This window comes from Streptomyces sp. NPDC059201, from assembly GCF_042754585.1.
Classification (GTDB): domain Bacteria; phylum Actinomycetota; class Actinomycetes; order Streptomycetales; family Streptomycetaceae; genus Streptomyces.
This window is the reverse complement of the sequence record NZ_JBHZBB010000007.1, coordinates 166,602-187,675: the sequence shown is the minus strand read 5'-3', so window position 1 is coordinate 187,675 and position 21,074 is coordinate 166,602. Positions and strand designations below refer to the sequence as shown.

The 21,074-nt window shown below is 73.0% G+C and carries 23 protein-coding genes; 10 read left to right on the top strand and 13 right to left on the bottom strand.

Features of this window, described 5'->3' with window-relative positions:
- Window positions 1-28: 28 nt before the first annotated feature.
- On the bottom strand, window positions 29-1,006 hold the full coding sequence (locus ACFXMG_RS23180) for a D-2-hydroxyacid dehydrogenase family protein (RefSeq protein WP_383815749.1): 978 nt from the start codon (window positions 1,004-1,006) through the stop codon (window positions 29-31).
- A gap of 150 nt (window positions 1,007-1,156) precedes the next feature.
- On the opposite strand from ACFXMG_RS23180, the gene ACFXMG_RS23175 reads away from it, so the two are divergent.
- Window positions 1,157-2,476 carry a hypothetical protein gene (locus ACFXMG_RS23175; protein ID WP_383815751.1) on the top strand — a complete coding sequence of 440 codons (1,320 nt, stop codon included), beginning with the start codon at window positions 1,157-1,159 and terminating at the stop codon, window positions 2,474-2,476.
- Between the two features lie 2 nt (window positions 2,477-2,478).
- Here the strand turns inward: ACFXMG_RS23175 and ACFXMG_RS23170 are convergent, their stop codons facing one another.
- A complete protein-coding gene (locus ACFXMG_RS23170; protein WP_383815754.1) occupies window positions 2,479-3,156 on the bottom strand; it encodes a TetR/AcrR family transcriptional regulator in 678 nt (225 codons plus the stop codon).
- A 151-nt stretch (window positions 3,157-3,307) separates the two neighbouring features.
- Between ACFXMG_RS23170 and ACFXMG_RS23165 the strand changes: the two genes are divergently transcribed.
- From ACFXMG_RS23165 to ACFXMG_RS23145, 5 genes are all read left to right on the top strand, one after another.
- Entirely contained in the window at window positions 3,308-3,835 is a 528-nt protein-coding gene (locus ACFXMG_RS23165) for a hypothetical protein (protein ID WP_383815756.1), read from the top strand.
- Between the two features lie 81 nt (window positions 3,836-3,916).
- Entirely contained in the window at window positions 3,917-4,327 is a 411-nt protein-coding gene (locus ACFXMG_RS23160) for a VOC family protein (RefSeq protein ID WP_383815759.1), read from the top strand.
- A 21-nt stretch (window positions 4,328-4,348) separates the two neighbouring features.
- Window positions 4,349-4,591, top strand: a complete 243-nt coding sequence (locus ACFXMG_RS23155; RefSeq protein WP_383815762.1) for a hypothetical protein — start codon at window positions 4,349-4,351, stop codon at window positions 4,589-4,591.
- Entirely contained in the window at window positions 4,588-5,070 is a 483-nt protein-coding gene (locus ACFXMG_RS23150; RefSeq protein ID WP_383815764.1) for a pyridoxamine 5'-phosphate oxidase family protein, read from the top strand. The genes ACFXMG_RS23155 and ACFXMG_RS23150 overlap by 4 nt, the downstream gene beginning before the upstream one ends.
- Window positions 5,071-5,307: 237 nt before the next feature.
- Window positions 5,308-5,703: an iron chaperone gene (locus ACFXMG_RS23145; RefSeq protein WP_383816081.1), complete on the top strand. Its 396-nt coding sequence runs from the start codon at window positions 5,308-5,310 to the stop codon at window positions 5,701-5,703.
- A gap of 35 nt (window positions 5,704-5,738) precedes the next feature.
- Here ACFXMG_RS23145 and ACFXMG_RS23140 read toward each other — a convergent pair whose 3' ends face one another.
- From ACFXMG_RS23140 to ACFXMG_RS23130, 3 genes are all read right to left on the bottom strand, one after another.
- Window positions 5,739-6,635 (bottom strand): NAD-dependent epimerase/dehydratase family protein, encoded by an 897-nt coding sequence (locus ACFXMG_RS23140; protein ID WP_383816083.1) that lies wholly within the window; start codon window positions 6,633-6,635, stop codon window positions 5,739-5,741.
- A 76-nt stretch (window positions 6,636-6,711) separates the two neighbouring features.
- Window positions 6,712-7,368, bottom strand: coding sequence for a glyoxalase (locus tag ACFXMG_RS23135; protein ID WP_383815767.1), 657 nt, complete (start codon window positions 7,366-7,368; stop codon window positions 6,712-6,714).
- Between the two features lie 139 nt (window positions 7,369-7,507).
- Complete coding sequence (locus ACFXMG_RS23130; protein WP_383815769.1) at window positions 7,508-8,191, bottom strand: DNA-binding response regulator; 684 nt, start codon at window positions 8,189-8,191, stop codon at window positions 7,508-7,510.
- A 56-nt stretch (window positions 8,192-8,247) separates the two neighbouring features.
- Between ACFXMG_RS23130 and ACFXMG_RS23125 the strand changes: the two genes are divergently transcribed.
- Window positions 8,248-9,177: an aldo/keto reductase gene (locus tag ACFXMG_RS23125; RefSeq protein WP_383815772.1), complete on the top strand. Its 930-nt coding sequence runs from the start codon at window positions 8,248-8,250 to the stop codon at window positions 9,175-9,177.
- Window positions 9,178-9,271: 94 nt separating this feature from the next.
- Here the strand turns inward: ACFXMG_RS23125 and ACFXMG_RS23120 are convergent, their stop codons facing one another.
- Window positions 9,272-9,949, bottom strand: coding sequence for a GAP family protein (locus ACFXMG_RS23120; protein ID WP_383815775.1), 678 nt, complete (start codon window positions 9,947-9,949; stop codon window positions 9,272-9,274).
- A gap of 167 nt (window positions 9,950-10,116) precedes the next feature.
- Here ACFXMG_RS23120 and ACFXMG_RS23115 point away from each other — a divergent pair, with 167 nt between their 5' ends.
- Window positions 10,117-11,889: a SulP family inorganic anion transporter gene (locus ACFXMG_RS23115; RefSeq protein WP_383815778.1), complete on the top strand. Its 1,773-nt coding sequence runs from the start codon at window positions 10,117-10,119 to the stop codon at window positions 11,887-11,889.
- Between the two features lie 14 nt (window positions 11,890-11,903).
- Here ACFXMG_RS23115 and ACFXMG_RS23110 read toward each other — a convergent pair whose 3' ends face one another.
- From ACFXMG_RS23110 to ACFXMG_RS23100, 3 genes are all read right to left on the bottom strand, one after another.
- The gene (locus ACFXMG_RS23110; protein WP_383815781.1) at window positions 11,904-12,470 is read right to left on the bottom strand and encodes a DUF5994 family protein; all 567 of its coding nucleotides are present in this window, start codon (window positions 12,468-12,470) and stop codon (window positions 11,904-11,906) included.
- Between the two features lie 149 nt (window positions 12,471-12,619).
- A complete protein-coding gene (locus tag ACFXMG_RS23105) occupies window positions 12,620-13,819 on the bottom strand; it encodes a PP2C family protein-serine/threonine phosphatase (protein WP_383815782.1) in 1,200 nt (399 codons plus the stop codon).
- 149 nt (window positions 13,820-13,968) lie between these two features.
- Window positions 13,969-14,622 (bottom strand): DUF6518 family protein, encoded by a 654-nt coding sequence (locus tag ACFXMG_RS23100; protein ID WP_383815785.1) that lies wholly within the window; start codon window positions 14,620-14,622, stop codon window positions 13,969-13,971.
- Between the two features lie 184 nt (window positions 14,623-14,806).
- Between ACFXMG_RS23100 and ACFXMG_RS23095 the strand changes: the two genes are divergently transcribed.
- A complete protein-coding gene (locus ACFXMG_RS23095) occupies window positions 14,807-15,022 on the top strand; it encodes a DUF6243 family protein (RefSeq protein ID WP_383815788.1) in 216 nt (71 codons plus the stop codon).
- A 142-nt stretch (window positions 15,023-15,164) separates the two neighbouring features.
- On the top strand, window positions 15,165-15,860 hold the full coding sequence (locus tag ACFXMG_RS23090) for a response regulator transcription factor (RefSeq protein ID WP_383815790.1): 696 nt from the start codon (window positions 15,165-15,167) through the stop codon (window positions 15,858-15,860).
- Window positions 15,861-15,906: 46 nt separating this feature from the next.
- On the opposite strand, the gene ACFXMG_RS23085 is transcribed toward ACFXMG_RS23090, so the two are convergent.
- The 4 genes from ACFXMG_RS23085 to ACFXMG_RS23070 form a co-directional block, all read right to left on the bottom strand.
- Complete coding sequence (locus ACFXMG_RS23085; protein ID WP_383815792.1) at window positions 15,907-17,535, bottom strand: sensor histidine kinase; 1,629 nt, start codon at window positions 17,533-17,535, stop codon at window positions 15,907-15,909.
- 217 nt (window positions 17,536-17,752) lie between these two features.
- Window positions 17,753-18,991 carry an ABC transporter permease gene (locus tag ACFXMG_RS23080; RefSeq protein ID WP_383816086.1) on the bottom strand — a complete coding sequence of 413 codons (1,239 nt, stop codon included), beginning with the start codon at window positions 18,989-18,991 and terminating at the stop codon, window positions 17,753-17,755.
- A 71-nt stretch (window positions 18,992-19,062) separates the two neighbouring features.
- Window positions 19,063-19,773 carry an ABC transporter ATP-binding protein gene (locus tag ACFXMG_RS23075; RefSeq protein ID WP_383815796.1) on the bottom strand — a complete coding sequence of 237 codons (711 nt, stop codon included), beginning with the start codon at window positions 19,771-19,773 and terminating at the stop codon, window positions 19,063-19,065.
- Window positions 19,770-21,074 carry a peptidoglycan-binding protein gene (locus ACFXMG_RS23070; RefSeq protein ID WP_383815798.1) on the bottom strand — a complete coding sequence of 435 codons (1,305 nt, stop codon included), beginning with the start codon at window positions 21,072-21,074 and terminating at the stop codon, window positions 19,770-19,772. Before ACFXMG_RS23070 ends, ACFXMG_RS23075 begins: the two co-directional genes overlap by 4 nt.

The following is a 21,074-nucleotide window of genomic DNA, read 5'->3' as shown; positions in this document are numbered from 1 at the left end:
GTAGTCCCGACCCCGGTAGCCCCTCCCCCTACCCCAGGACGCGGACCGGCGCGCCCGCCAGGTACGCCTCGATGCCCTCCACCGCCTGCCCGAAGTAGCGGGCGTAGTTGGCCTCGGAGACGTATCCGAGGTGGGGGAGGGCGAGGACGTTCGGGAGGGTACGCAGCGGATCGCCGGCCGGCAGCGGCTCGGTCTCGTACACGTCGAGCCCCGCCCCGGCGAACCACCGCTCGCGCAGCGCCCGCAGCAGCGCCGTACCGTCCACGAGCCCGGCCCGCGAGGTGTTCACGAGGTACGCCCCCGGCCGCATCGCCCGCAGTTCCGGCTCGCCGACGATGCCCCGGGTCCGGTCGGAGAGCACCAGGTGCAGCGAGACGACGTCGCTCTCCGCGAACACCTCGGCCTTGCTCCGCGCCAGCCGTACGCCGTCCCCGTGCGCGGCGACCCGCTCCTCCGTCAGGTGCGGGCTCCAGGCGAGGACGTCCATGCCGAAGGCGCGGCCGACGGCGGCGACCCGGCCGCCGATCTTCCCCAGGCCGAGCAGGCCCAGGGTGCGGCCGGCCAGGTCGCCGCCGACCGTCGACTGCCAGGGGCCGCCCGCGCGCAGCGCCGCGGCCTCGGTCGTGACGTGCCGGACGAGCCCCAGGATCAGCGCCCAGGTGAGCTCGGCGGGCGGCTCGGAGCCGCTGGCCGTGCCGCAGACGGTGATCCCGCGCTCCCGGCAGGCGGCCAGGTCGATGGAGGCGTTGCGCATCCCCGAGGTGACGACGAGCCGCAGCCGGGGCAGCCGGTCGATCAGGGCGGCGTCGAGCGGCGTCCGCTCGCGCATGACGACCAGGATCTCGCAGTCCCCGACGGCCTCCACCAGCGCGTCCCGGTCCGCCAGGTGTTCGCGGAGGACGCGTACCTCCACCCGGCCGTGGAGCGGGCTCCAGTCGGCGGAGGAGAGGGCGGCGCCCTGGTGGTCGTCGAGCACGGCACAGCGCGGCAGCGGCAGCGGAGTCATACCGGCATGATCGCGCACCCCGCCCCGGCACCCGTCGGCACCCGTCCGTACCCGCCTGCCGGTCCTCTCCGGCCGGCCGCCGCCGGAGGGGATCACCCGTTCGGAGTCGTCCCGGGAGCCGGTTCCGTGCCCCGCCCCCACAGTGGCCCCATGGGAGTACCTGGTGGCGGGACCGACGACGAACTCACCATGCTGCGGGCCCGGGTGGCGGCCCTGGAAGCCGGATCGGGACAGGGGGCGAAGTGGGCCCGCGAGCACCACCGCCTCCGCTCCTTCTTCTCCGCGCTCCTCGTGGTCATCGGCTGCGTGCTCGTGCCGCTGGGCCTGGTGGCCGCCTGGACCGCGGACATCCTGGGCGACACCGACCGCTACGTGCAGACGGTGACCCCGCTCGCCTCCGACCCGGACGTGCAGGCGGCGGTCGCGACCCGGGTGACCGGCGCCGTCATGGAGCACATCGACCTCCAGTCCCTCCTGGAGGGCGTCGCCCCCGACCAGCGGCCGCTCGTGGAGAAGGCGCTCGGAAAGCTCGGCGGCTCCCTGGAGGGCGCGGTCGCCAGCTTCGTCCAGGACCGGGCGCAGGACGTCGTCGCCTCCCCGGCCTTCGAGACCGTCTGGACCGACGCCAACCGTGCCATCCACACCTCCCTCGACCGGGCCCTGACGGGCGACGAGGACGGGGCGGTGAAGATCGAGACGGACGCGGTGACGATCGACCTCGCGCCCGTCATCGACCGGGTGAAGGAACGTCTCGTCGACGCGGGCCTCACCGTTGCCGGCAACATCCCCGAGCTGCACACCGACTTCACCGTCCTGCGCTCCGACGACATCGGGAAGGCGAAGACCGGCTTCGCGCTGCTCCAGACCATGGGCTTCTGGCTGCCGGTGATCGCGGTCCTGTGCGTGGCGGGCGGCGTGCTGCTCGCGGTGCGCCGCCGCCGGGCGCTGGTCGCCGGGGCCCTGGGCTTCGCCGTGGCGGCCCTGGTCCTCGGGATCGCGCTCACCGTCTTCCGTACCGTCTATCTGAACGCCCTGCCCGCCTCGGTCTCCCCGGCGGCCGCCGGCTCCGTCTACGACACCCTGATCCGCTTCCTGCGCACCTCGGTCCGGGTGTGCGCGGTGCTCGGCGTGCTCGTCGCGCTGGCCGCCTGGCTGTCCGGGCCGAGCCGCCCGGCCGTCCTCGTGCGCGGGCTGTGGCGCTCGGGCATCACGGCGACCCGGTCGACGGCGGACCGGGCGGGGATGCGGCTGGGCCCGGTCGGGCCCTTCGTCCGCCGCTTCCGCACCTGGATCGTGTGGATCCTGGTCGCGGGCGCGGCGCTGGCCTTCGTCCTCTGGCCGCACCCGACCGGCTGGGTCGTGATCGGCCTCGCCCTGGCCCTCCTCTTCGCCCTGGCGGTGACGGCCTTCCTGGCGGAACCGGAACCGGAGGAAGGGGCGAAGCCGGAGGACACCGGAGTACCCGTGTAGGGCTAGGGCAGGCGGGCGGCGAGGCCGTCGAGGAGGGCGTCGAGCCCGTACGCGAAGGTGTCCTCGGGCGCCTCGGCGTACGCGGCGGCGGCCGCGTCCATCGCGTCGATACGGCTCCTGAGCCGCGGGAACCGGGAGGCCGCCTCGGCCGCCTCCTTCATCGTGGCGGCGAAGACCTCCTCGGGATCCCGGCCCTCGCGCTGGATGCGGCGGGTGAGGGCGGCGGTGGCGGAGGCGCCGGACGCGTTGCCGAGGACGTACGTGAACACGGCGGCGGCCGCCCGGTCGGCCTCGGCGCCGGCGAAGCCCGCGGTCTCGTAGACGGCGAGGCTGTGGTCGTCGTGCCGGGCCTTGGCCTCGCCGTGGAAGAGGTGCGTGGCGAGGGCCTGCACGAGCCACGGGTGGCGGGTGAAGACGGCGAGCAGGTCGGTGGCCATGGCGGTGGCGGCGGCGCGCCAGCCGATCGCGTCGGTGTCGGGCAGCCGGATCTCGTCCCAGACGCGGTCGCCGGCGAGGGCGACCAGGTCGTCCTTGTTCTTCACGTGCCAGTAGACGGCGGTGGCGGCGGAGTTCAGGCGCTGCCCGAGGGCGCGCATGTTGAGTCCTTCCAGGCCGTCCTCGTCGAGGAGTTCGACGGCGGTGGAGACGATCTGGTCGCGGGTGAGGGCAGGGCGGGGCATGGGTTCACGATAGGTCACCGGGCGCTCTGTTGCACTTAGTTCAAGAAGACTCTTGCACTTAGTTCAACTCTGGCTCTATGGTTCTGGCATCGCCACCACTTGAACTAAGTACAAGTCGTGGACTGCCCCGAAACAGAGAACGAGGACCGCCATGAACCCGGTTGCCACCGCCGCCGCCGTCGCCCAGATCGCCGTCGCCCTCGCCTTCCTCAGCATCCCCCTCCTCCGCCACCGCTTCGGCCCCGCCGCCAAGGCCGCCGCCGTCACCGAACTGCGCGGGCAGGGCGTCCGCCCCGAGGTCCTGGACGAGAACGGGCTCCGCTTCGACGCGAGCGGGCACGAGTGGTGGGCGCCCGGCGCCTTCGCCGCCGTCAACCTCGCCGTCGCCGCCCTCAATCTCGCGGGCAACTCCTGGGGCACCACCCTGACCTGGGTCTTCTCCTCGATCGCCTTCCTCGCGAACCTCGCGATCCTCCAGAGCCAGCTCGGCGCCGCGAAGTCCGTCACCGCCGCGTTCCGCCGCAAGGGCGACCCCGAGCTGGCCAAGATCGACGTCCCCGCCTTCCTCAAGGCGGCCGAGGGCGCCTTCCCGTCCTGGACCCGCGTCCTCCAGAACGCGCGGCACGCCTTCGTCTTCGCCGGCTCGGCCCTCGCGGTCACGGCGGTCACGTTCCTCTGACGCACCGGACGAGTCCCAGGCCCTCCCACCCGGTCAGGATTCGAGAAGCGCGGGCGCACCCCGCCAACTACCTTGATCCGTATGGACATCACGATTCACACGACCGTCCTCCCGCACGAGGACCCCGACGCCTCCCTCGCCTTCTTCCGCGACGTCCTCGGCTTCGAGGTCCGCAGCGACGTCGGCCAGGGCCGGATGCGCTGGATCACCGTCGGCCCCTCGGGACAGCCCGGCACCTCGATCCTGCTCGCCCCGCCGGCCGTCGACCCGGGCATCACGGAGGACGAGCGCCGCACCATCACGGAGATGATGGCCAAGGGCACGTACGGCTGGATCCTCCTCGCCACCCCCGACCTCGACGCCGTCTTCGAGAAGGTCACCGCCGGAGACACCGAGGTCGTCCAGGAGCCGACCCAGCAGCCGTACGGCGTCCGCGACTGCGCCTTCCGCGACCCGGCGGGCAACCTGATCCGCATCCAGGAACTGCGCTGAACCCCAGGGGGGGGGACCGACATGTGCCAGCCCGCATGGGCCGCGGCCCGCACGGAGGCGGTACGGCTCCAGGCGCTGAGAGTCCTGCGCCGGGTCCGCGACCGCATCGACCGCGAGTACACCCGCCCGCTGGACGTCCCGCGCCTGGCCCGGGAGGCGGGCCTGACCGCCGAGACGCTGCACCGCACGTTCACCCGGGCGTACGAGACCACCCCGTACGCCTATGTCACCACCCTCCGCACCACCCAGGGAAGCGCAGCATGACGCCCACGCCAGCCACCCAGCCCACCCCGCCCACCCCACCCGCGCCGCCCGCGCCGAGGTCCCGCGAGGAGCGTCTCAAGGACACCCTGGCCCGGCTGGAGACGGACGTGGACCTGTGGGTGGCCAGCCAGGGCCACCTCGTCCCGCTCTCCTTCCTCTGGGACGGCACCACCGTCCTGATCTCCACCCCGCGCGCCTCCCGCACCGCCCGCAACCTCCTGGCCGACGGCCGGGTCAGGCTGGCCCTCGGACCCACCCGCGACGTCGTGATGATCGACGGCACTGCCGAGCCCGTGGACCTCGCCGATCTCCCCGCCGGCACGGGCGACGCGTTCGCGGAGAAGACCGGCTTCGACCCGCGCGAACTCACCCGGCCGTACCAGTACTTCCTGATCAGGCCGCACCGCGTGCACGCCTGGCGCGAGGCCGACGAACTGGACGGCCGCACCCTGATGCGCGACGGCGCCTGGCTCTCCTGAGCGGCCCGGTCAGTTTCGGAGAAGCACCCCGACCGGCCGAAACCTAGCCTGGGAACAGCACCGGGAAAGACGGGAACGACGAGGGGAAGCGCGACCACCATGACCGCCAAGACCAGCAAGCTCGCGAAGTCTGCCGAGCCTGCTACGCCCGCCAAGACCACCAAGCCCGCCGCGACCACGAAGAGCACCAAGCCCGCCAAGTCCTACGACGGATTCACGGACGACGAGCGGGAGGCGATGAAGGAGCGGGCGAAGGAGCTCAAGGCCGGCAAGGCGCGGGGCAGCCGCGCCAAGGCCGCCGACGGCGAGGCCGACCTCCTCGCGAAGATCGCCGAGATGGCGGGCGAGGACCGCGCGCTCGCCGAGGGCGTCCACGCCCTGGTGAAGAAGGTCGCGCCCGGCCTCACCCCCAAGACCTGGTACGGCATGCCCGCCTACGCCCAGGACGGCAAGGTCCTCTTCTTCTTCCAGAGCGCGGCCAAGTTCAAGGCCCGCTACGCCACCCTCGGCTTCAACGACCCCGCCACCCTCGACGACGGCGACATGTGGCCCACCTCCTTCGCGCTCACCACCCTCACCCCCGAGGTCGAGGCCCGCATCGAGGCCCTCATCGCCCGCGCCACCGCCGCCTGACGCGGCCTGACGCGGGCCCCGGTCCGGGATATGGCTCAGGCCGCCCGCATGCCCTCCCTGTGGTCCCCGTACCGGGGTGTCCAGGCGAGGTCGCGGGTGGCCTTCGCGTGCGAGGCGCGGAGGTGGGTGTCGAGCATGAGGGCGCCGAGGTAGGGGACGGCCAGGCGGAGCAGGCGGCCGGGGACGCGGAGCCGGGAGCCGCGGGCGGCGGCCAGCTCGCCCCAGGTGGAGGGCCGGTCGTCGACGATGTTGTACGCCTCGCCCGCGCGGCCCCGCTCCAGCGCGGCGACGGTCGCCTCGGCGGCGTCCTCGACGTGGACCCACGACATCGTGCCGCCGCCGCCCCGAGGAACCGGGAATGGCCGGGTCCCGGGCGTGGGGTCGAACCAGGTGCCGGGTCCGTAGAAGACGCCGTACCGCAGCGCCGTGCCCGCCACGTGCTCCGCGGCGAAGAGCCGGCCCTCCGCCTCGACGAGGCCGGTGACCACGTGGTCCGCGACCGTGCCGTTCAGGACGCCGAACGGGTCCTCCTCGGTGAGCGGCCGGCCGCCGTGGTCGCGGTAGCCGTAGCCCAGGACCAGCGACTGCGTGACGAACCGGCCCGCCCCGAGCACCCCCGCCGCCTCCAGGAGGTGAGCGGTGCCGCGCTCCCGCAGGACGTTGCTGGGGTCGTCCGCGGTGAGCCGCAGCCGGGGCGCCTTGAGCGCGGTCAGCTGGTGGACCACCGCGTCGGCGGACCTCCCGTCCAGCGCCCGCAGCAGGCCCTCCCGGTCGAGCGCGTCCGCCCGGACGGGCGTCGCGCCCAGAGCGCGTACCGTCTCCGCCGAACCCTCCGAACGGGCGAGGGCCAGCACCTCGTGCCCGCCCCGGATCAGGGCGCGGGTGAGCGGACGTCCGATGGCGCCGGTCGCGCCGGCGAGCAGGATCCTCATGGTCAACCTCCAGGTGTCTCCATACGGAAGACCGGACAGGCCCTCCGGATGTGACACCTGGAGCACAAGCGTCTTGTCAGTAGCTCGCCGTCGCTGTCGCCGCCGCCGTCGCCGCCGCCCGCTCCGGCTCCCAGGCGAAGCCGTCCGGGTCGCTGAACGGGGCGGCCGTACCGCCGACGAGGGCGAGGCGGTGCGCGCCGCCGCCGTCGGCCGGGACGCCGACGTCCTTGGCGAGGGCCCGGCGGCCGTACAGGGCGAGCGTCGGCGACCCCTCGGCGCCCGCGAACTCGACGTACTTGCGGCCGAAGCTCCGCGCCACGGTGAGGCCCCGCGCGACGTAGAACTCCCGGGTGGCGGCCACGTCCGTCGCGCCGAGGAGGAGAACGACGCGGTCGATCCGGCCGGTGGCGGGGCCCTTGTCCTTCTTCTCGGAGGAGGCGACCTTCCAGATCGTCCCGTCCGGGGCGCGCACGACGCCGCCGTACCCCCAGAAGGACTTCGCGGCGGCCTTGAGCACGCTCGCGCCGGCCGCGGCCGCCGCGTCGACGAGGGCCCGTACGTCGGCCGGGCGCGGCACCGTCAGCGAGACCGCGAAGCCGCGGAACCCCTCCGACGGTGCCTCCGCGGCAGCGGCCCGCAGCCGCACGTGCGCGCCGAACCCGGAGGCGGCGTAGAAGCTCTCGGCGGCGTCCAGGTCGGCGACTTCGAGCGTGATCTGCGTCAGTGAGGTCATGCGGAACACGCTAGATCCGCCCCCCGCACCCCCGCTTCTCCGATCCTGACCGACCCCGCGGGCGGCAGACGGGCGGCAGACGGGCGGCAGACGGGCGTCGGGCGGTGGGCGGGGGTCGGTGGGCGGGGGTCGGTGGGCGTCAGGTGTACGGGCGCTGCCCGAGGAGCTCGCGGGCGCGCAGGCCGGCCTGGAAGCGGGAGCGGGCGTCGAGGGCGGTCATGAGGGTGGCGACCCGGCGCCGGTAGGTGCGGAGGGAGACGCCGAGGAGGCGGGAGGCCGTCTCGTCGGTGTGGCCGGCCGCGAGGGACCTGAGCACGGCGCGATCCGCCTCGCCGAGGCGGGGGAAGGGGGCGCGGTGGTACGCGGCGAGCTCCGTGGCGGACTCCCACGCCGTCTCGAACAGCGCGCGGACCCCGCCCACGACGCCCGGCTCCCGCACGACGCTGTACGTACGGTCTCCTCCGGCGGCGGATCGCGGCCCCGCCAGCACAGCGAGGCGCCGGTCGACGACGATCGCCTCGTGGGCCGGGGCGGCGGGGGAGATGCGTACCTCCGCACCCGCACGGGCGAGCCGCGCGAGCAACTCCCCTCCTCCGGGGGCTCGGAAGACATCGGGGCCGTACAACTTCCGTACGACGAGGCCCGGTACGGGATCGCGGCGCGCACACTCAAGCGGCGCCCCGGCCGCTTCCGCCGCCGCCGACCACGTCCCGGGCTCCTCGGCGGCGCAGAGGAACTCCCGTCGCGCGCTGCCGAAAAGGGCGCCTGCCCGCCGTACCAGCTCGGCCTCTCCCCGTAGCGTCACGATGCCGTCCGTCGTCATGGCACCAAACTGCCACCCGTTGGCCCTCGTTGGGGAAGATCCCGAGGATCGGAGGCATGAGCGCACCCTTTGAGAACCCGGGCTCCCCCTTCCTCCTCGGCGGCGAACTGCCCGTCGCCCGCATGGGATTCGGCGCCATGCGCCTCCCGGCGAGCACCCTCCGGGGCCTGGCGAACGACCCGGAGACATCGGCGGCCGTCCTGCGGCGGGCCGTCGAGCTCGGCGTGAACCACATAGACACCGCCTGGTTCTACTTCCACGGCGGACTCTCGGCCAACGCCCTGATCCGCCGCACCCTGCACCCGTACCCCGAGGACCTGGTCCTGGCGGCCAAGGTCGGACCGGTCCGCCACCCCGACGGAAGCTGGGGCGCCCCGGCCGGCCCCCGCGCCCTCGTCGAGGGCGTCCACCGCACCCTGAGGGAACTCGGCCGGGACCACCTCGACCTCGTCTACCTGCGCCTGCACGAAGAGGAGGGCGGCGAGGAGGGCGAAGAGGAGGGTGACGAGGCGGACGACGAGGCGGACGGCGCCTCCGCGGAAGACCGCTTCGGCGCCCTCGCCGCCCTCCGCGAGGAGGGCCTGATCCGGCACCTCGGCCTGAGCAACACCACCACCGCCCCGCTCGCCCGCGCGCAGCGCATCGCCCCGGTGGCGGCCGTGCAGAACATGTACGGCCTTCACCACCGCCCCCACCCGGAGGTCCTCGACGCCTGCACCCGCCAGGGCATCGCCTTCGTCCCCTTCTTCTCCCTGGAGACCCTGGGCCGCCCCGAGCCGGCCGAGGCCCTCGCCCGTATCGCCGCCCGGCACGGAGCCACCCCGGCCCAGGTCAAGCTCGCCTGGACGATGGCCGCCTCGCCGGTCGTCCTCCCGATCCCCGGCACCTCCTCGGTCGCCCACGTGGAGGAGAACACCGCGGCGGCCACCCTCCACCTGGACGCGGAGTCCCTGACGGAACTGAACACCCTCCCGGCCACCCGATGAGCGACGTGCACGCCCTACGTGAACGCCGTCCTACGTAAACGCCGTCCTACGCAATCGCCGCTCTACGTAAACGCCGCCCTGCGCAATCGCCGCCCTACGTGGTCAGCCCACTGATGGCATCGCCGATGTACTTCACGCCCAGGACGAGCAGCAGGGTCGTCATGATCGCGGTGTTGTGGCGGCTCATCCACGCCTTCCAGCCACCGAGGACGCCGACGGCCTTCTCCCCGCCGGCGAGGTAGACGCCGAGCGGCAGCAGGGTGCAGAGGGAGGCGATCAGGACCATGAGTACGGCGGCGACGGTCTTCCCGCCGGCCGTGGCCGTGGAGCTCGCGACGGAGACGGCGCCGCCGACCGCGAGGACGAGGTTCTTGGGGTTGGCGATCACCAGCGCGGCGGCCAGCCCCGCCGCCTTGCCGGGCGTGAAGGTGTCGATCGCCTTCATCCAGCCCGGCATCCCGGCCTCCTGCCCCTCGCGCGGGCGGTCCCGCCACTGCTTCGCGGCCAGGAGGAGGAAGAGCACGCCGAGGGCCAGCTTGAGCCAGAGGGCCCAGGCGGCGGGCCCGTCGTCACCGGAGGCGTCCGCGCCGGAGCCGGCGAGGACGACGACGGTCACCACGGCGGCCACGGAGAGGACCCAGCCCAGGGTGAAGGCCACCCCGTTCGCCCGGCCCTTGGGCGTCGCCAGCATCAGGATGACCGCGATCAGCGGCAGTGGACTGATGGCGATGCCGAGGGCCGAGGTCAGCATCTGCCCGATCGCGTCACCCATGTGCCACCCCTCCCGGATACGGAACAAATCACCACGAATCTCCCACACCACCCCTTCCTCCGCCTCCCGCCCTCACCCGTACGGCCGATCCCGGCTCGTGCGCCGCGCCCCGCGCCGCCAGGCTCGGTGATCAAAGGGACGGGAGAGCCCGGAGAGAGGGGCGCGGGGTGCGGGTGCGGCTGAGGGAACGGGTGCGGCTGAAGGGACTCGGGCGTCCGACCGCCTCGGACGTCAGCTCGGGCGCCGTCACCGGCCTGTTCTCGATCCCGGAGGGGATGGCGTACGCGGCGATCGCCGGCTTCAACCCGGTCGCGGGTCTCTACGCGGGCGTGGTCCCCGCGATCGTCGGCTCGCTGACCTCCCGTACGGTCCTCATGGTCACCACCCTGACCAGCGCCATCGCCCTCACCTCGCAGAGCGTGCTGTCCGACGCCGGGCTCGACCCGAAGGACGCGGGCAACGTCGCGCTCCTGACCGTCATGGTCGGTGCGGTGATGCTGCTGATGGGCGCGCTGCGGCTCGGCGCGGTGATGAGCTTCGTCTCGAACGCCGTGATGACCGGCTTCTCCACCGGCATCGCGCTCCAGATCATCATCGGCGTCCTGAAGGACGCGACCGGCTACGAGCCGCAGGGCCACAACAAGCTCTACCAACTGGGCGACTGGCTCTGGCACATCGCCGACTGGAAGGGCGCGGCGACCCTCACCGCCCTGGCCACGATCGCCGTCTGGGCCCTGGCCCGCGCGGTGAAGCGCCTGGAACCGGTGGCGCTGCTGATCGCGATGGTGGCGGTGAGCGCGGCGGTCGCGCTCCTCTCCACGGACGTGGAGCTCGTACGGGACATCGCCTCGATCCCGTCGGCCCTGCCGTCCTTCACCGCCCCCGACCTCTCCGCCGCCCCCGACCTCGCCTGGGGCGCGGTCTCGGTCGCGCTGGTCGCCCTCGCGCAGGCGGCGGGCATCGCCCCGTCCATGCCCAACCCGGACGGCTCGCGCTCCGACATGAACGGCGACTTCCGCTCCCAGGGCTACGCCAACCTCGCCGCCGGCTTCTTCCAGGCGCTGCCCTCGGGCGGCTCGATGTCCCGCACGGGCGTCGCCGTCTCGGCGGGCGCCCGCACGCGCTGGGCGGGCGTCGTCTCGGGCGTCTTCCTGGCCCTGGTCGTCCTCGTGTGCGCGCCGCTCGCCGAACGCATCCCGATGCCGGTGATCGGCGGCCTGATCCTCGTCGTCGGCGGCGAGCTGATCTGGGGCAAGCGCCACGACATCGCCCTGGTGTTCCGCACGTCGTGGATGTCGGCCGGCGCGATGGTCCTCACCTTCCTCGCCACCACCCAACTCCCCCTCCAGCAGGCGATCGTCCTGGGCGCGGTCCTCTCCCTCCTCCTGTTCTGCGCACAGGCCGCCCGCCAGGCCCGCCTGATCGCCCTCGTCCGGACTGACGACGGTCACGACCTTCACGACGGCCAGGACGGCCAGGACGGCCACGACGGCCGCGACGGCCAGGCCGGCCACGGCGGCCGCGACGGCCGCGACGGCCCCTGGGAGATCGCCGAGCCGCCCCCCGCCCTCACCCCCGGCACGGTCACCGTCCTCGACTACGCGGGCTCGTCCTTCTTCGCGGAACTGCCCCGCATCGAGAGCCAGCTACCGGACCCCACCGGTGCCCGTGGCGCGACCCTGATCCTGGTGGTCCGCGCCCTGCCCGACGTCCCGTCCTCAGCCATGCTCAAACTCCTCGACAGGTACGCCGCCAAGCTGGCCGCGCAGGGCGCCCGCCTCATCCTCTGCGGCGTCCAGCCCTCCCTCGTACGCCTCCTGAACCGCTCGGGCGTGGCCGCCCGCCTGGGCGAGGGCGGCATCGTCCCGGCCACCCCCACCCTCCTCGGCTCCCTGGACCAGGCCCTGACCGAAGCCCACCGCACGCACTCTGCCCCGTGATCAGGGCCTCCGGATCAGCGCTTCCAGAGGTTCCTGCGCGGGCGCCCCGGCAGGGGGATCATCCGGGCGCCGACGACCGGGTGCCGTACGGGCGGCGGAGCGGCCCCGCCGTCGGTCTCCCAGGCGTCCTCGCCGGCCGCGGCCTCGTCGGCCAGCAGGGCGCCGGCGGCCAGCTCACCGCCGGGGCGGGCGGCGGCGGTCATGAGGCGCCTTGCCGCGGCGGGTTCGGTCCCGGGCGGGACCACCAGCAGGTCGCAGCGCCCGACGGCGTACGAGAGAAGGATCATCTTGTCGGCGTCCTGCTCGGCGAACCAGCCGACGTGCACGGTGTGCGTGCCGTGGGCGGCGGTCCCGGCGAGCGCGACGGCGACCTTGTGCGGGACGACGGGCCAGCGCGCGGGGTTCACCATGACGCGCGTGATGCGTCCGAAACGCCCCTCCAGCGCGTCGACCAGGGGCGGAAGCTCGGCGGCGAGGTCACGCGTACGAGGCCACCAGGCGCCGTCCAGAGGCCCGGCGGGGGTGCTCGGAGGCGTCAGCGACAGGCGTACGGGAAGCGTGGGCGCCAGGGCCGTGGCCATGATCGCGAACCCGTCTCCGGGCCGCCCTGGAGGACGGCCCAGTGTCGTGCATCGCCGGAAACGACGTCCGCGGGAAGCGGGTGTACGAGGTACTCCCGGTACTTTCAGCGTACTCCGCCGCACCCCCGGACAAGGGGTCGCTACCCCCCTCACCCCCGCCACTCGACGAGGACGAGCGTGGCATCGTCCGAAGTGGCGTCGCCGCGGGCCCGCTTGAGGGTGTGGGAGAGGTCCCGCGCCACCGCGCGGACCGGCCGGTCGGCCTTCTCCAGCTGGTTCACCCGGTCGATCAGCTGGTCCTCGCCGAACTCCTCCTGCCCGCTCTCGTGTTCCTCGATCAGCCCGTCGGTGAAGCAGAGGAAACGATCCCCTGGTTCGAGCGTCACGTCGCTGACCTGCGGCTGGGCTCCGCCGAAGCCGACGGGCAGGGTGGTGGGGCTGTCCAGGCGGCCGACGACGCGGTGCCGGCGGATCAGCATGGGCGCGGGGTGTCCGGCGTTGACCCACTGGAGGCGTCCGGTGCTCGTGTCCAGCCGCATCATCTGCGCGGTCACGAAGTGGTCGGGCGCGAACTGCTCGGCGATGGCCCGGTCCATGAAGAGATAGATCTCGGAGAGTTCGATGCTGATCCGGCGGGCGTGCCGGTACGCGCCGATGGCCACGGTCGCCATCGTGGCCGCGTCCAGGCCGTGCCCCATGGCGTCGATCATGGCGACGTGGAAGGTGTCCCCGTTCAGGGCGTAGTCGAAGCTGTCGCCGGCCACGTCGTAGGCGGGCTCCAGGACGCCGGCGAGGGTGACGCGCGGCGTCTCCATCGACAGGGGCGGCAGCAGCGACCACTGGATCTCGGCGGCGACGCTCATGGGTTCGCTGCGGCGGGTGCGGAAGAAGAGGTCGGTGTGGCCGTTCTTGGTCTGCATCATGTCGGCGATCAGCGCGGCGATCCGGCGCAGCAGGCGCCGGTCGTCGTCGTCGACGGCGTCCAGGGTCACGCCCATCACACCCGCCTGGTACCCCCCGTCCCGCAACGGCACCAGAACCCGCACCCCGTCGGCCCGCACCCGTTCGACCGGGCGCGAGGTGAGGAAACACCGCCCGGCCTCGGACCCGTCGATGGGCTCCGGCGCGCCGCCCGCCAGCCCCTCGCCCGGCAGCGGCACCAGCCGCTGCTGCCCGTAGTCCTGGAGCAGGATCTGCGGATCCCGTCCCCCCAGCCGCGCCACCGCACCGGCCAGCACGGGCCCGACCAGATGAGGCGGCAGCTCATGCGCCCGGTCCAGCAGCCCGCCCAGCAGCCCCTCCCCAAAACTCTCCGAGCGATCGGACCCCCCGGACGATCCGACGGTCATCCCGCTCCCTTCCGCTTCCGCAGGGCGACGCCTGCGCCACCGGCCAGGTGCATACGCCACCACCATGCGCCCCGAAGCGGCAGCCCACCACCGAGGCGGTCCCGTACCCGGACGACGGCGCCCGGCAAGGCCCCGCGGACCGCCCCCGGTCAGCCGCTGAGCGCGTCCACGGGCAGGTGGATGATCACGTAGGCGAGGAGCCCGGAAGGGACGGCGGCGGCGAGGGCGAGCAGGCGTTCCCTGGGGGAGCGGCCGAGGAGCAGAGGAACGAGGAGCAGGATCGCGAGGCAGGTCCATGCCTGGGGGGCGTAGTGGAGGACCCAGGCGTACTGGATGGCCTCCATGCCGAAGACGCCCGCGAGGGCGGCGATCCCGACGACGCGGCGCCAGGTGTCGCGCGGCCTGCCCAGCCAGTGCCCGGCGACGCCGAACAGCGGCCCCGCCACGCAGGCCAGGCCGAGCCAGAGGAGCGGGAAGACCAGGCTGCCCATTCCGTCGCGGCCCCACTCGGCGTACCCGTAATAGCCGATCACCAGCGCGACCTCCGCACCGAGACCGCCGAGCGCCGCCTGCCGAGGAGCGGCCCGGCGGAAGAGCACCGCACCGGCGGCGAACGCGACGCAGGACCAGACGGCCCCGGAATTCGCGATCTGCCCCCACGGGTACGGCAGCCACCCCTGCGCCAGGTTGGTGAGCACCCCCAGCGCGAGCCCCGCGCCCGTCGCCATCGCGACGGAAACTCCCCAGGAGCGGGGAGCGACCGCCGTCTCCGGGGGCGCCAGGGTGCCGGGGGTGGTGCTCATGGTCGCCTCCATGGTCGAGCTGCGGACGCCGCGCAACTATACATGCAAGGTATACACGCGGTGTGTACGTGCCCGGCGAGCGGCGGAACCCGCCGGCGGAGCCGCGCCATAAGCTGGGGCCTCACCCGGTACTCGTTCCGGCACCCGTCCGCAGATCACTCCAGCCCCATGACCGGGAGACCCCATGACCGACAGCAAGAACATCAACAACCCCGTAGGCCAGGGCGGCGGCCAGCGCAAGAAGCAGTCCCGCGCCGAACGCCAGAACAACGGCCCCCACCGCAACCAGGACCGCCAGGGCGCCGCCGACCGCAAGGCCGAACTGCTCCGCAAGATGCGCGAGAAGACCGCCACCCCCGAGGGCACCACCCAGCCGGGCGACGACACCTCCCAGAACTGACGCCCCCCAGAGCTGACGCACGGACAACGACAAAGCCCCAGGTCGTCGACCTGGGGCTTCGTCGTGGAGCGGATGGCGGGAATTCTCGGGCCGTTCTGTATTACGGTGCTGGAATTCACAGGGTCTCGCTGGGGGAGAAGAGTTGAGTGCTCGGATTCTGGTCGCCGAGGATGACGAGAAACAGTCTCGGCTGATCCGGATTTATCTGGAACGAGAGGGCAATGTGGTTCAGGTCGTGGCCGACGGCCGCGCCGCGTTGGAGAAGGCGCGGTCGATCCGGCCCGATCTGATCGTGCTCGACGTGATGCTGCCGTACGTCGACGGACTCGACGTGTGCCGCATCCTGAGAACCGAGCCGGGTACCGAGGACGTCCCCATCCTGCTGCTCACTGCCCGCACGACCGAGGAGGACATGCTCCTCGGGCTCGACCTCGGCGCGGACGACTACCTCACCAAGCCCTACAGCCCGCGTGAGCTGACCGCGCGGGTACGGGCGCTGCTGCGGCGGGCCAGGAAGTCGGCGCCGGGCGGGGCGACGCTGCTGCGGGTCGGAGAGGTGGAGCTGGACACCGCGCGGTTCGAGGTCCGGGTCGCGGGCCGGCCGGTGGCGCTGACCTCGAAGGAATTCTCCATCCTGGAGTCGCTGGCCCGCGAGCCCGGACGGGTCTTCACCCGGGCCCAGATCATCGAGCGGGTCTTCGGTTTCGATCAGGAGGTGCTGGAGCGGACGGTCGACGCGCACGTGATGAACCTGCGGCGGAAGCTGGAGGTGCCGGGGAGCCGGAGGCTGCTGGAGACGGTGTACGGACGGGGCTACCGACTCGCGGACGGCACCTGAGCGGCTTCGAAGCGTCGGGGCCTGGGCGGCTTCGGGCCGCCGCCGTTCAGAGGACCGGGGCTGGGCGCGCGCCCAGGACGATGGTGAACGTCGTGCCCACCCCGACCGTGCTCGCCACGTCGATGGTGCCCTGGTGGTCGGTCACGATCTGCCGGGCGATCGACAGGCCGAGGCCACTGCCGCCGGTCGCCCGCCCCCGTGACGCGTCCGCCCTCCAGAAGCGGTCGAAGAGATGCGGCAGGTGGTCGGCCGGAATCCCCTTGCCGGTGTCCCGCACTTCGACGACGGCCGGCTCGCCGTGCGGGGCGAGGGCCAGCGTCACGCGCCCGCCGGCCGGGGTGGCCCGCAGCGCGTTGCCGACGAGGTTGCCGATGACCTGGCGGAGCCGGTCCGCGTCGGCGGTCACGTACACCGGGTGCGGGGCCTCCACCTCCAGCGTCACGCCCGCCGTCCCGGCCTGGGCGCGGTGCGCGGTGCGGGCGGCTTCGAGGAGGTCCCGCAGGTCGACCTCGGAGCGGTGGTAGGTGAGGGCGCCGGCCTCGGCGAGCGCGAGGTCCTGGAGGTCGTCCACGATCCGCTGCTGGAGCAGCGTCTCCTCGTGGAGCGAGTCGAGGAGTTCGGGCGTCGGCTCGACGATCCCGTCCCTCAGGGCCTCCAGATAGCCGCGGAGATTGGCGAGCGGGGTACGCAGCTCGTGCGCGATGTCACCGGTGAGGCGGCGCTGGCGATCCTCACCGGCCTGGATGGAGTCGGCCATGCGGTTGAACGCCCTGCCCAGCTGGGCGATCTCGTCCCGCCCCGAGACCGGAACGCGCCGCTCCAGATCCCCCTCGCCGAGCCCCTCGGCGGCGAGCGTCATGGCCCGCACGGGTCGCAGCACGGCCCGGCTCAGCAGCAGCGCCCCGAGGATCGCGGCGAGCGCGACCCCGACGGCGACGGCGACGGTGGGGGCGGCCGCGATCGTGGGCGGTGACTCGTCCTGGTACCCGAGGCGCACTTCGAGGCGGGGCGGGGCGACGGAGGCGGTGCGCTCGTTGAAGACCTGCTGGAGGCAGGGGGCGAGCGACCGGAGGGGCTCGCACGCCTTGGCCGAGGCCAGATCCCGGGCTCGCTGCGGATCCCGGGTGGGTTCAGGCTTCGTGCACGGGGCGGGCCGGGTGTCGGCGACGACCACGGGGATGCCCAGGGTGTCGGTGCGGACCGTCACCTTCTCCCCGGCCCGGGTCAGACAGGCCGCATCGGCCGCTGCCGCGCGGTAGTCGGCGATCGCCACCACGGTCAGCTTCGCGGCGGCGCTCGGCACCAGGCGCTCGTCGAAGCGCAGTACCGGCCGCGGGTCGACCAGAACCGGGGGCTGGCTGCCCTGGGGGCGCGGCTCACGGCCCGCGAGGGTGTCGGAGTCGGCGAGCAGGACGCCGGTCTCGGTGGAGACCCGGACACGCTGCCCGGTCTCCTCCGACAGCGCCATGACGGTCGGCCCGACCTCGTCCCAGGTGCCATGCGCGAAGCCGTAGGCGCGGAGCTCGCCGGTGACCAGAGAGAGCTCCTGCTGACCGGCGGCGACGGTCTCCCGCACTTGCCGGTTGGCCTCTTTCAAGGTCAGCCAGGCCGTGGCGGCCGTGGCGGTCAAGGCGATCAGCATCAGCAGACCGAGCACCCGAAACCGAAAGCTCATCACGTACCTCCCACCCCGGACTTCGCGAGGCGTGCACTCAACGGGACTCCTTCGATCGGGTTTCCCGGACGAAATACGGAAACAGAAATTGCGCCTCTGAAGTGGCTGCTTTTCCCTCAACTCACTTTCGGTCTCCCGGGCGCGGGAAATTGCCCGTCGACAGGGGAAGGATTTATCCCGGACTTTCATCGGACGATCGCCGAAAACCGCGGCCGGTTCATGTGCCGGTCAGGGCCTCGGTCGGGGACAGTCTGCTGGCGCGGACCGCCGGGTAGAGGCCGGCGATCATGCCGATGAGGAGGGTCGAGCCGATGCCGGCCGCGCTTGCCCAGGCCGGGACGACTGTCGGCCAGTCCCGGCTGAAGGCGTACCCGGCGGTGATCAGTGTCCCGAGCACGGTTCCGCCGAGGCCGCCGATCAGTGACAGCAGCAGGGATTCCGTCACGAACTGGGAGCGGATCTGGCCCTTCGTGGCTCCCAGGGCCCGGCGCAGGCCGATCTCCGGCCGGCGTTCCAGGACCGAGATGACCATGGTGTTGCCGACGCCGACCCCGCCGACCAGGAGCGCGACGCCGCCGAGGCCGAGCAGCAGGCCGGTGAGCGCCGACCGGGTCGCCTCCCGGGCGGCGAGCGCGTCGGAGGGCCGGGAGATCTGTACCTCGCCGGGCTTCGCCGGGTTGGCCGTGGCCGGGAGCACCGCCCGTACCGACGTGACCTGGCTGTCCTCCGCCCGGACGTAGACGGTCGACGGATGCCCGTCGAAGCGGAGGTACGTCCTGGCCGCAGGCCAGCCGACCAGCGCGGCGCTGTCGAGCTCCGGCGCGAGCTGCACCCGATCGAGGACGCCCACCAGCGAGAACCAGCGGCCACCGAGCCAGACCCGGGTGCCGGGGGTGTAGACGTCGAGCCGCTGGGCGGCGGTCGCGCCGAGAACGACGGCCGGGTACTTCTCCGTCGAGGCGTCCAGCCAGCGGCCCTTGCGCACGCGGCCGCCGACGGCCGGGAGCAGGTCGGAGCCGGCCGCCAGGACGTCGAGGGAGCCGGTACGGCCGACGGCGATGCGGTCGTTGCGATAGAGGTGCGCCCCCGTCGCCCCGGTGGCGGCGACCTGCTCCACGGGCGGGACCCGCCCGATCATCGCCACGGACTCCACGGGGAGCTTGGCCTCGGCGCCGTCGAGCGTCTCTCCCGGGGCGACCCGCAGCAGATTGGTGCCGAGCGCGTCCAGCCGGCGGTCCACCTCCGCCTGTCCGGAGCCCGAGATGCCGACCACCGCGATCATGGCGGCGACGCCGATGGCGATGCCGAGGGCGGACAGGAAGACCCGCAGCGGGCGGGTCCGCAGACCGGTGCCGCCGAGCCGGACGATGTCCGCGGGGCCGAGCCGGGCGGTACGCAGCCCAGTCCGCGACCGTGACGGTTCCCGAACCCCGACGGCCGGGGGTTCGGGCGTCAGCGCATGGATCCGGGCGGTGGAGGGATCCGCCTTCGGGCCGTCCTGCGGGGAGGAGTCGGGGGAGTGGTCCGTCACCGGCGCGCTCCGATCGGCGTGCTCTGTGTGATGTCGGCGACCAGACGGCCGTCGCGCATCTCGATGCGGCGTGGCAGCCCGGCGGCGATCTCGCGGTCGTGGGTGATGACGACGACGGTCGTGCCCGCGGCGTTCAGCTCGCGCAGGAGGGTCAGCACCGCCGCGCCCGACGTCGAGTCGAGGTTGCCGGTCGGCTCGTCCGCCAGCAGCACCGACGGCCCGCCGACCACGGCGCGGGCCACGGCGACGCGCTGGCGCTCGCCGCCGGAGAGCTGATGCGGGAGGTGGTGGACGCGGTGGCTGAGTCCGACCCGTTCCAGGGCGGCCGACGCTTTGGCCCGGCGCCGGCGCATGGGGACGCCCGCGTAGAGCAGCCCGTCCGCGACCGAGTCCAGTACGGGGACGCCGACGGCCAGGTGGAACTGCTGGAAGACGAAGCCGATCCGGGTGGCCCGCAGCGCGGAGACCTCCCGGTCCGACAGGCGCGCGATGTCGTGGCCGTCGACGAGGACACGGCCCGCGGACGGGCGGTCGAGGCTGCCCATGAGGTTGAGCATGGTCGACTTGCCCGAGCCCGACGGGCCGACGATCGCGACCAGTTCACTCCGCTCGATGCGAAGACTCACGTCCCGTACGGCGGCCACGCCGCCCGGATAGGTCTTGGAGACCGCGTCGAACTCCACGACCGTCGTGGCACCGCCGCTCACTCGGGAATCCTCACCTTCATGCCCTCGCGGACCGCGGTGCCGCTGACCTCGACGTCGCCGTCGGCGAACAGCCCGGTCCTCACGGCGACGAATCGGCCGTCCTCGGTCTCCAGACCGTGTCCGCCTTCGGCGAGGGCGACGAGCGCGGAGACGGGGACGGTCAGTACGTCCTTGACCTCCTTGCCCACGTACTCGACCGTGACGGGTCCGCTCTCCAACTGCCCGACGGCCTTCTGGTCCTCGATGGCGACGGTCACCGGGATCGTGGCGGTCCGGTCCGACCCGCCGCCCTCGCCTCCGCCTCCCTCGGGCGCGGTCGCCTGCCTGCCGATCGCCGTCACCTCACCCCGCACAGGGGTGCCGTTGGGCAGCCCCACCGTGACGCGCGCACCGCGGACGGCCCAAGCGGTATCCGAGGCGGAGGCGTTGACGGTCACCTTGCGGACCGTTCCGGTGTACGTGAGGGTGCTCTCCCCGACGGCGGAGCCCAGCCGAGTGCCGGGCTGGCCGATCCGTACCCTGCTCGCGGAGTAGATGACGTCCCCTACGCCGACTGTGCCGGTCGCGGCCACACCGAGCGACTTCTGCCAGCGCTTGACGGCGTCGGCCGTGAGGTTCGTGAACTTCTCGTCCACGGTGAAGCCGGTGTAGCCCAGGGCGGCGAGATTCGTCTCGAACTGCATGACGTCCATGCCCTTGAGCTCGCGCGGTGCCTGTGAGGAGCCCGCGCCCCCGCCGGGTCCGGCGCCCCCTCCTGTTCCGACGTCCTTCGGTGCCGTTGATGCAGAGGGGTTCGGGGACTTGCCGGGCCCGGCCCCTGCTCCGTCGCTCTGCTGCTGCTCGTCCGAGTTCCGGTCGTCGGAGCCCTGCTCGTTCTCCTGGGCCGTCAGTCCCAGGGACCGGTACATCGGCAGGCTTCCGTACATCAGGATCACCGGCCGGTCGTCGACCCGGAGCAGTTCGTCCCCGCGCTCGACCGTGGTGCCCGTCTCGGGCAGCCAGGTGACTGTCCCCTGTGCTTTGACAGGCAGCGGAAGCTCCGCGCCGTACCCCAACTGACCTTCCACCGTGGTGCGTTCGGTCAGTGTCGCCCGGGTCACCGGGACGACGGAGCCGGACCGGGGCGGGGCGCTCGGATCTCCGTCGTCCCCGCCGCCGAGTCCGAGCGCGCCGACCACGGCGACCGCCGCCACCACGACCACGGCGGAGGCGATCAGTGCCGTACGCCGGCCCCGTCTGCCGCGCGGCGGTCTGGACGCCCTTCGGGGCTCGTCATCGATGTGCGTCACCGTGTCGGTCAT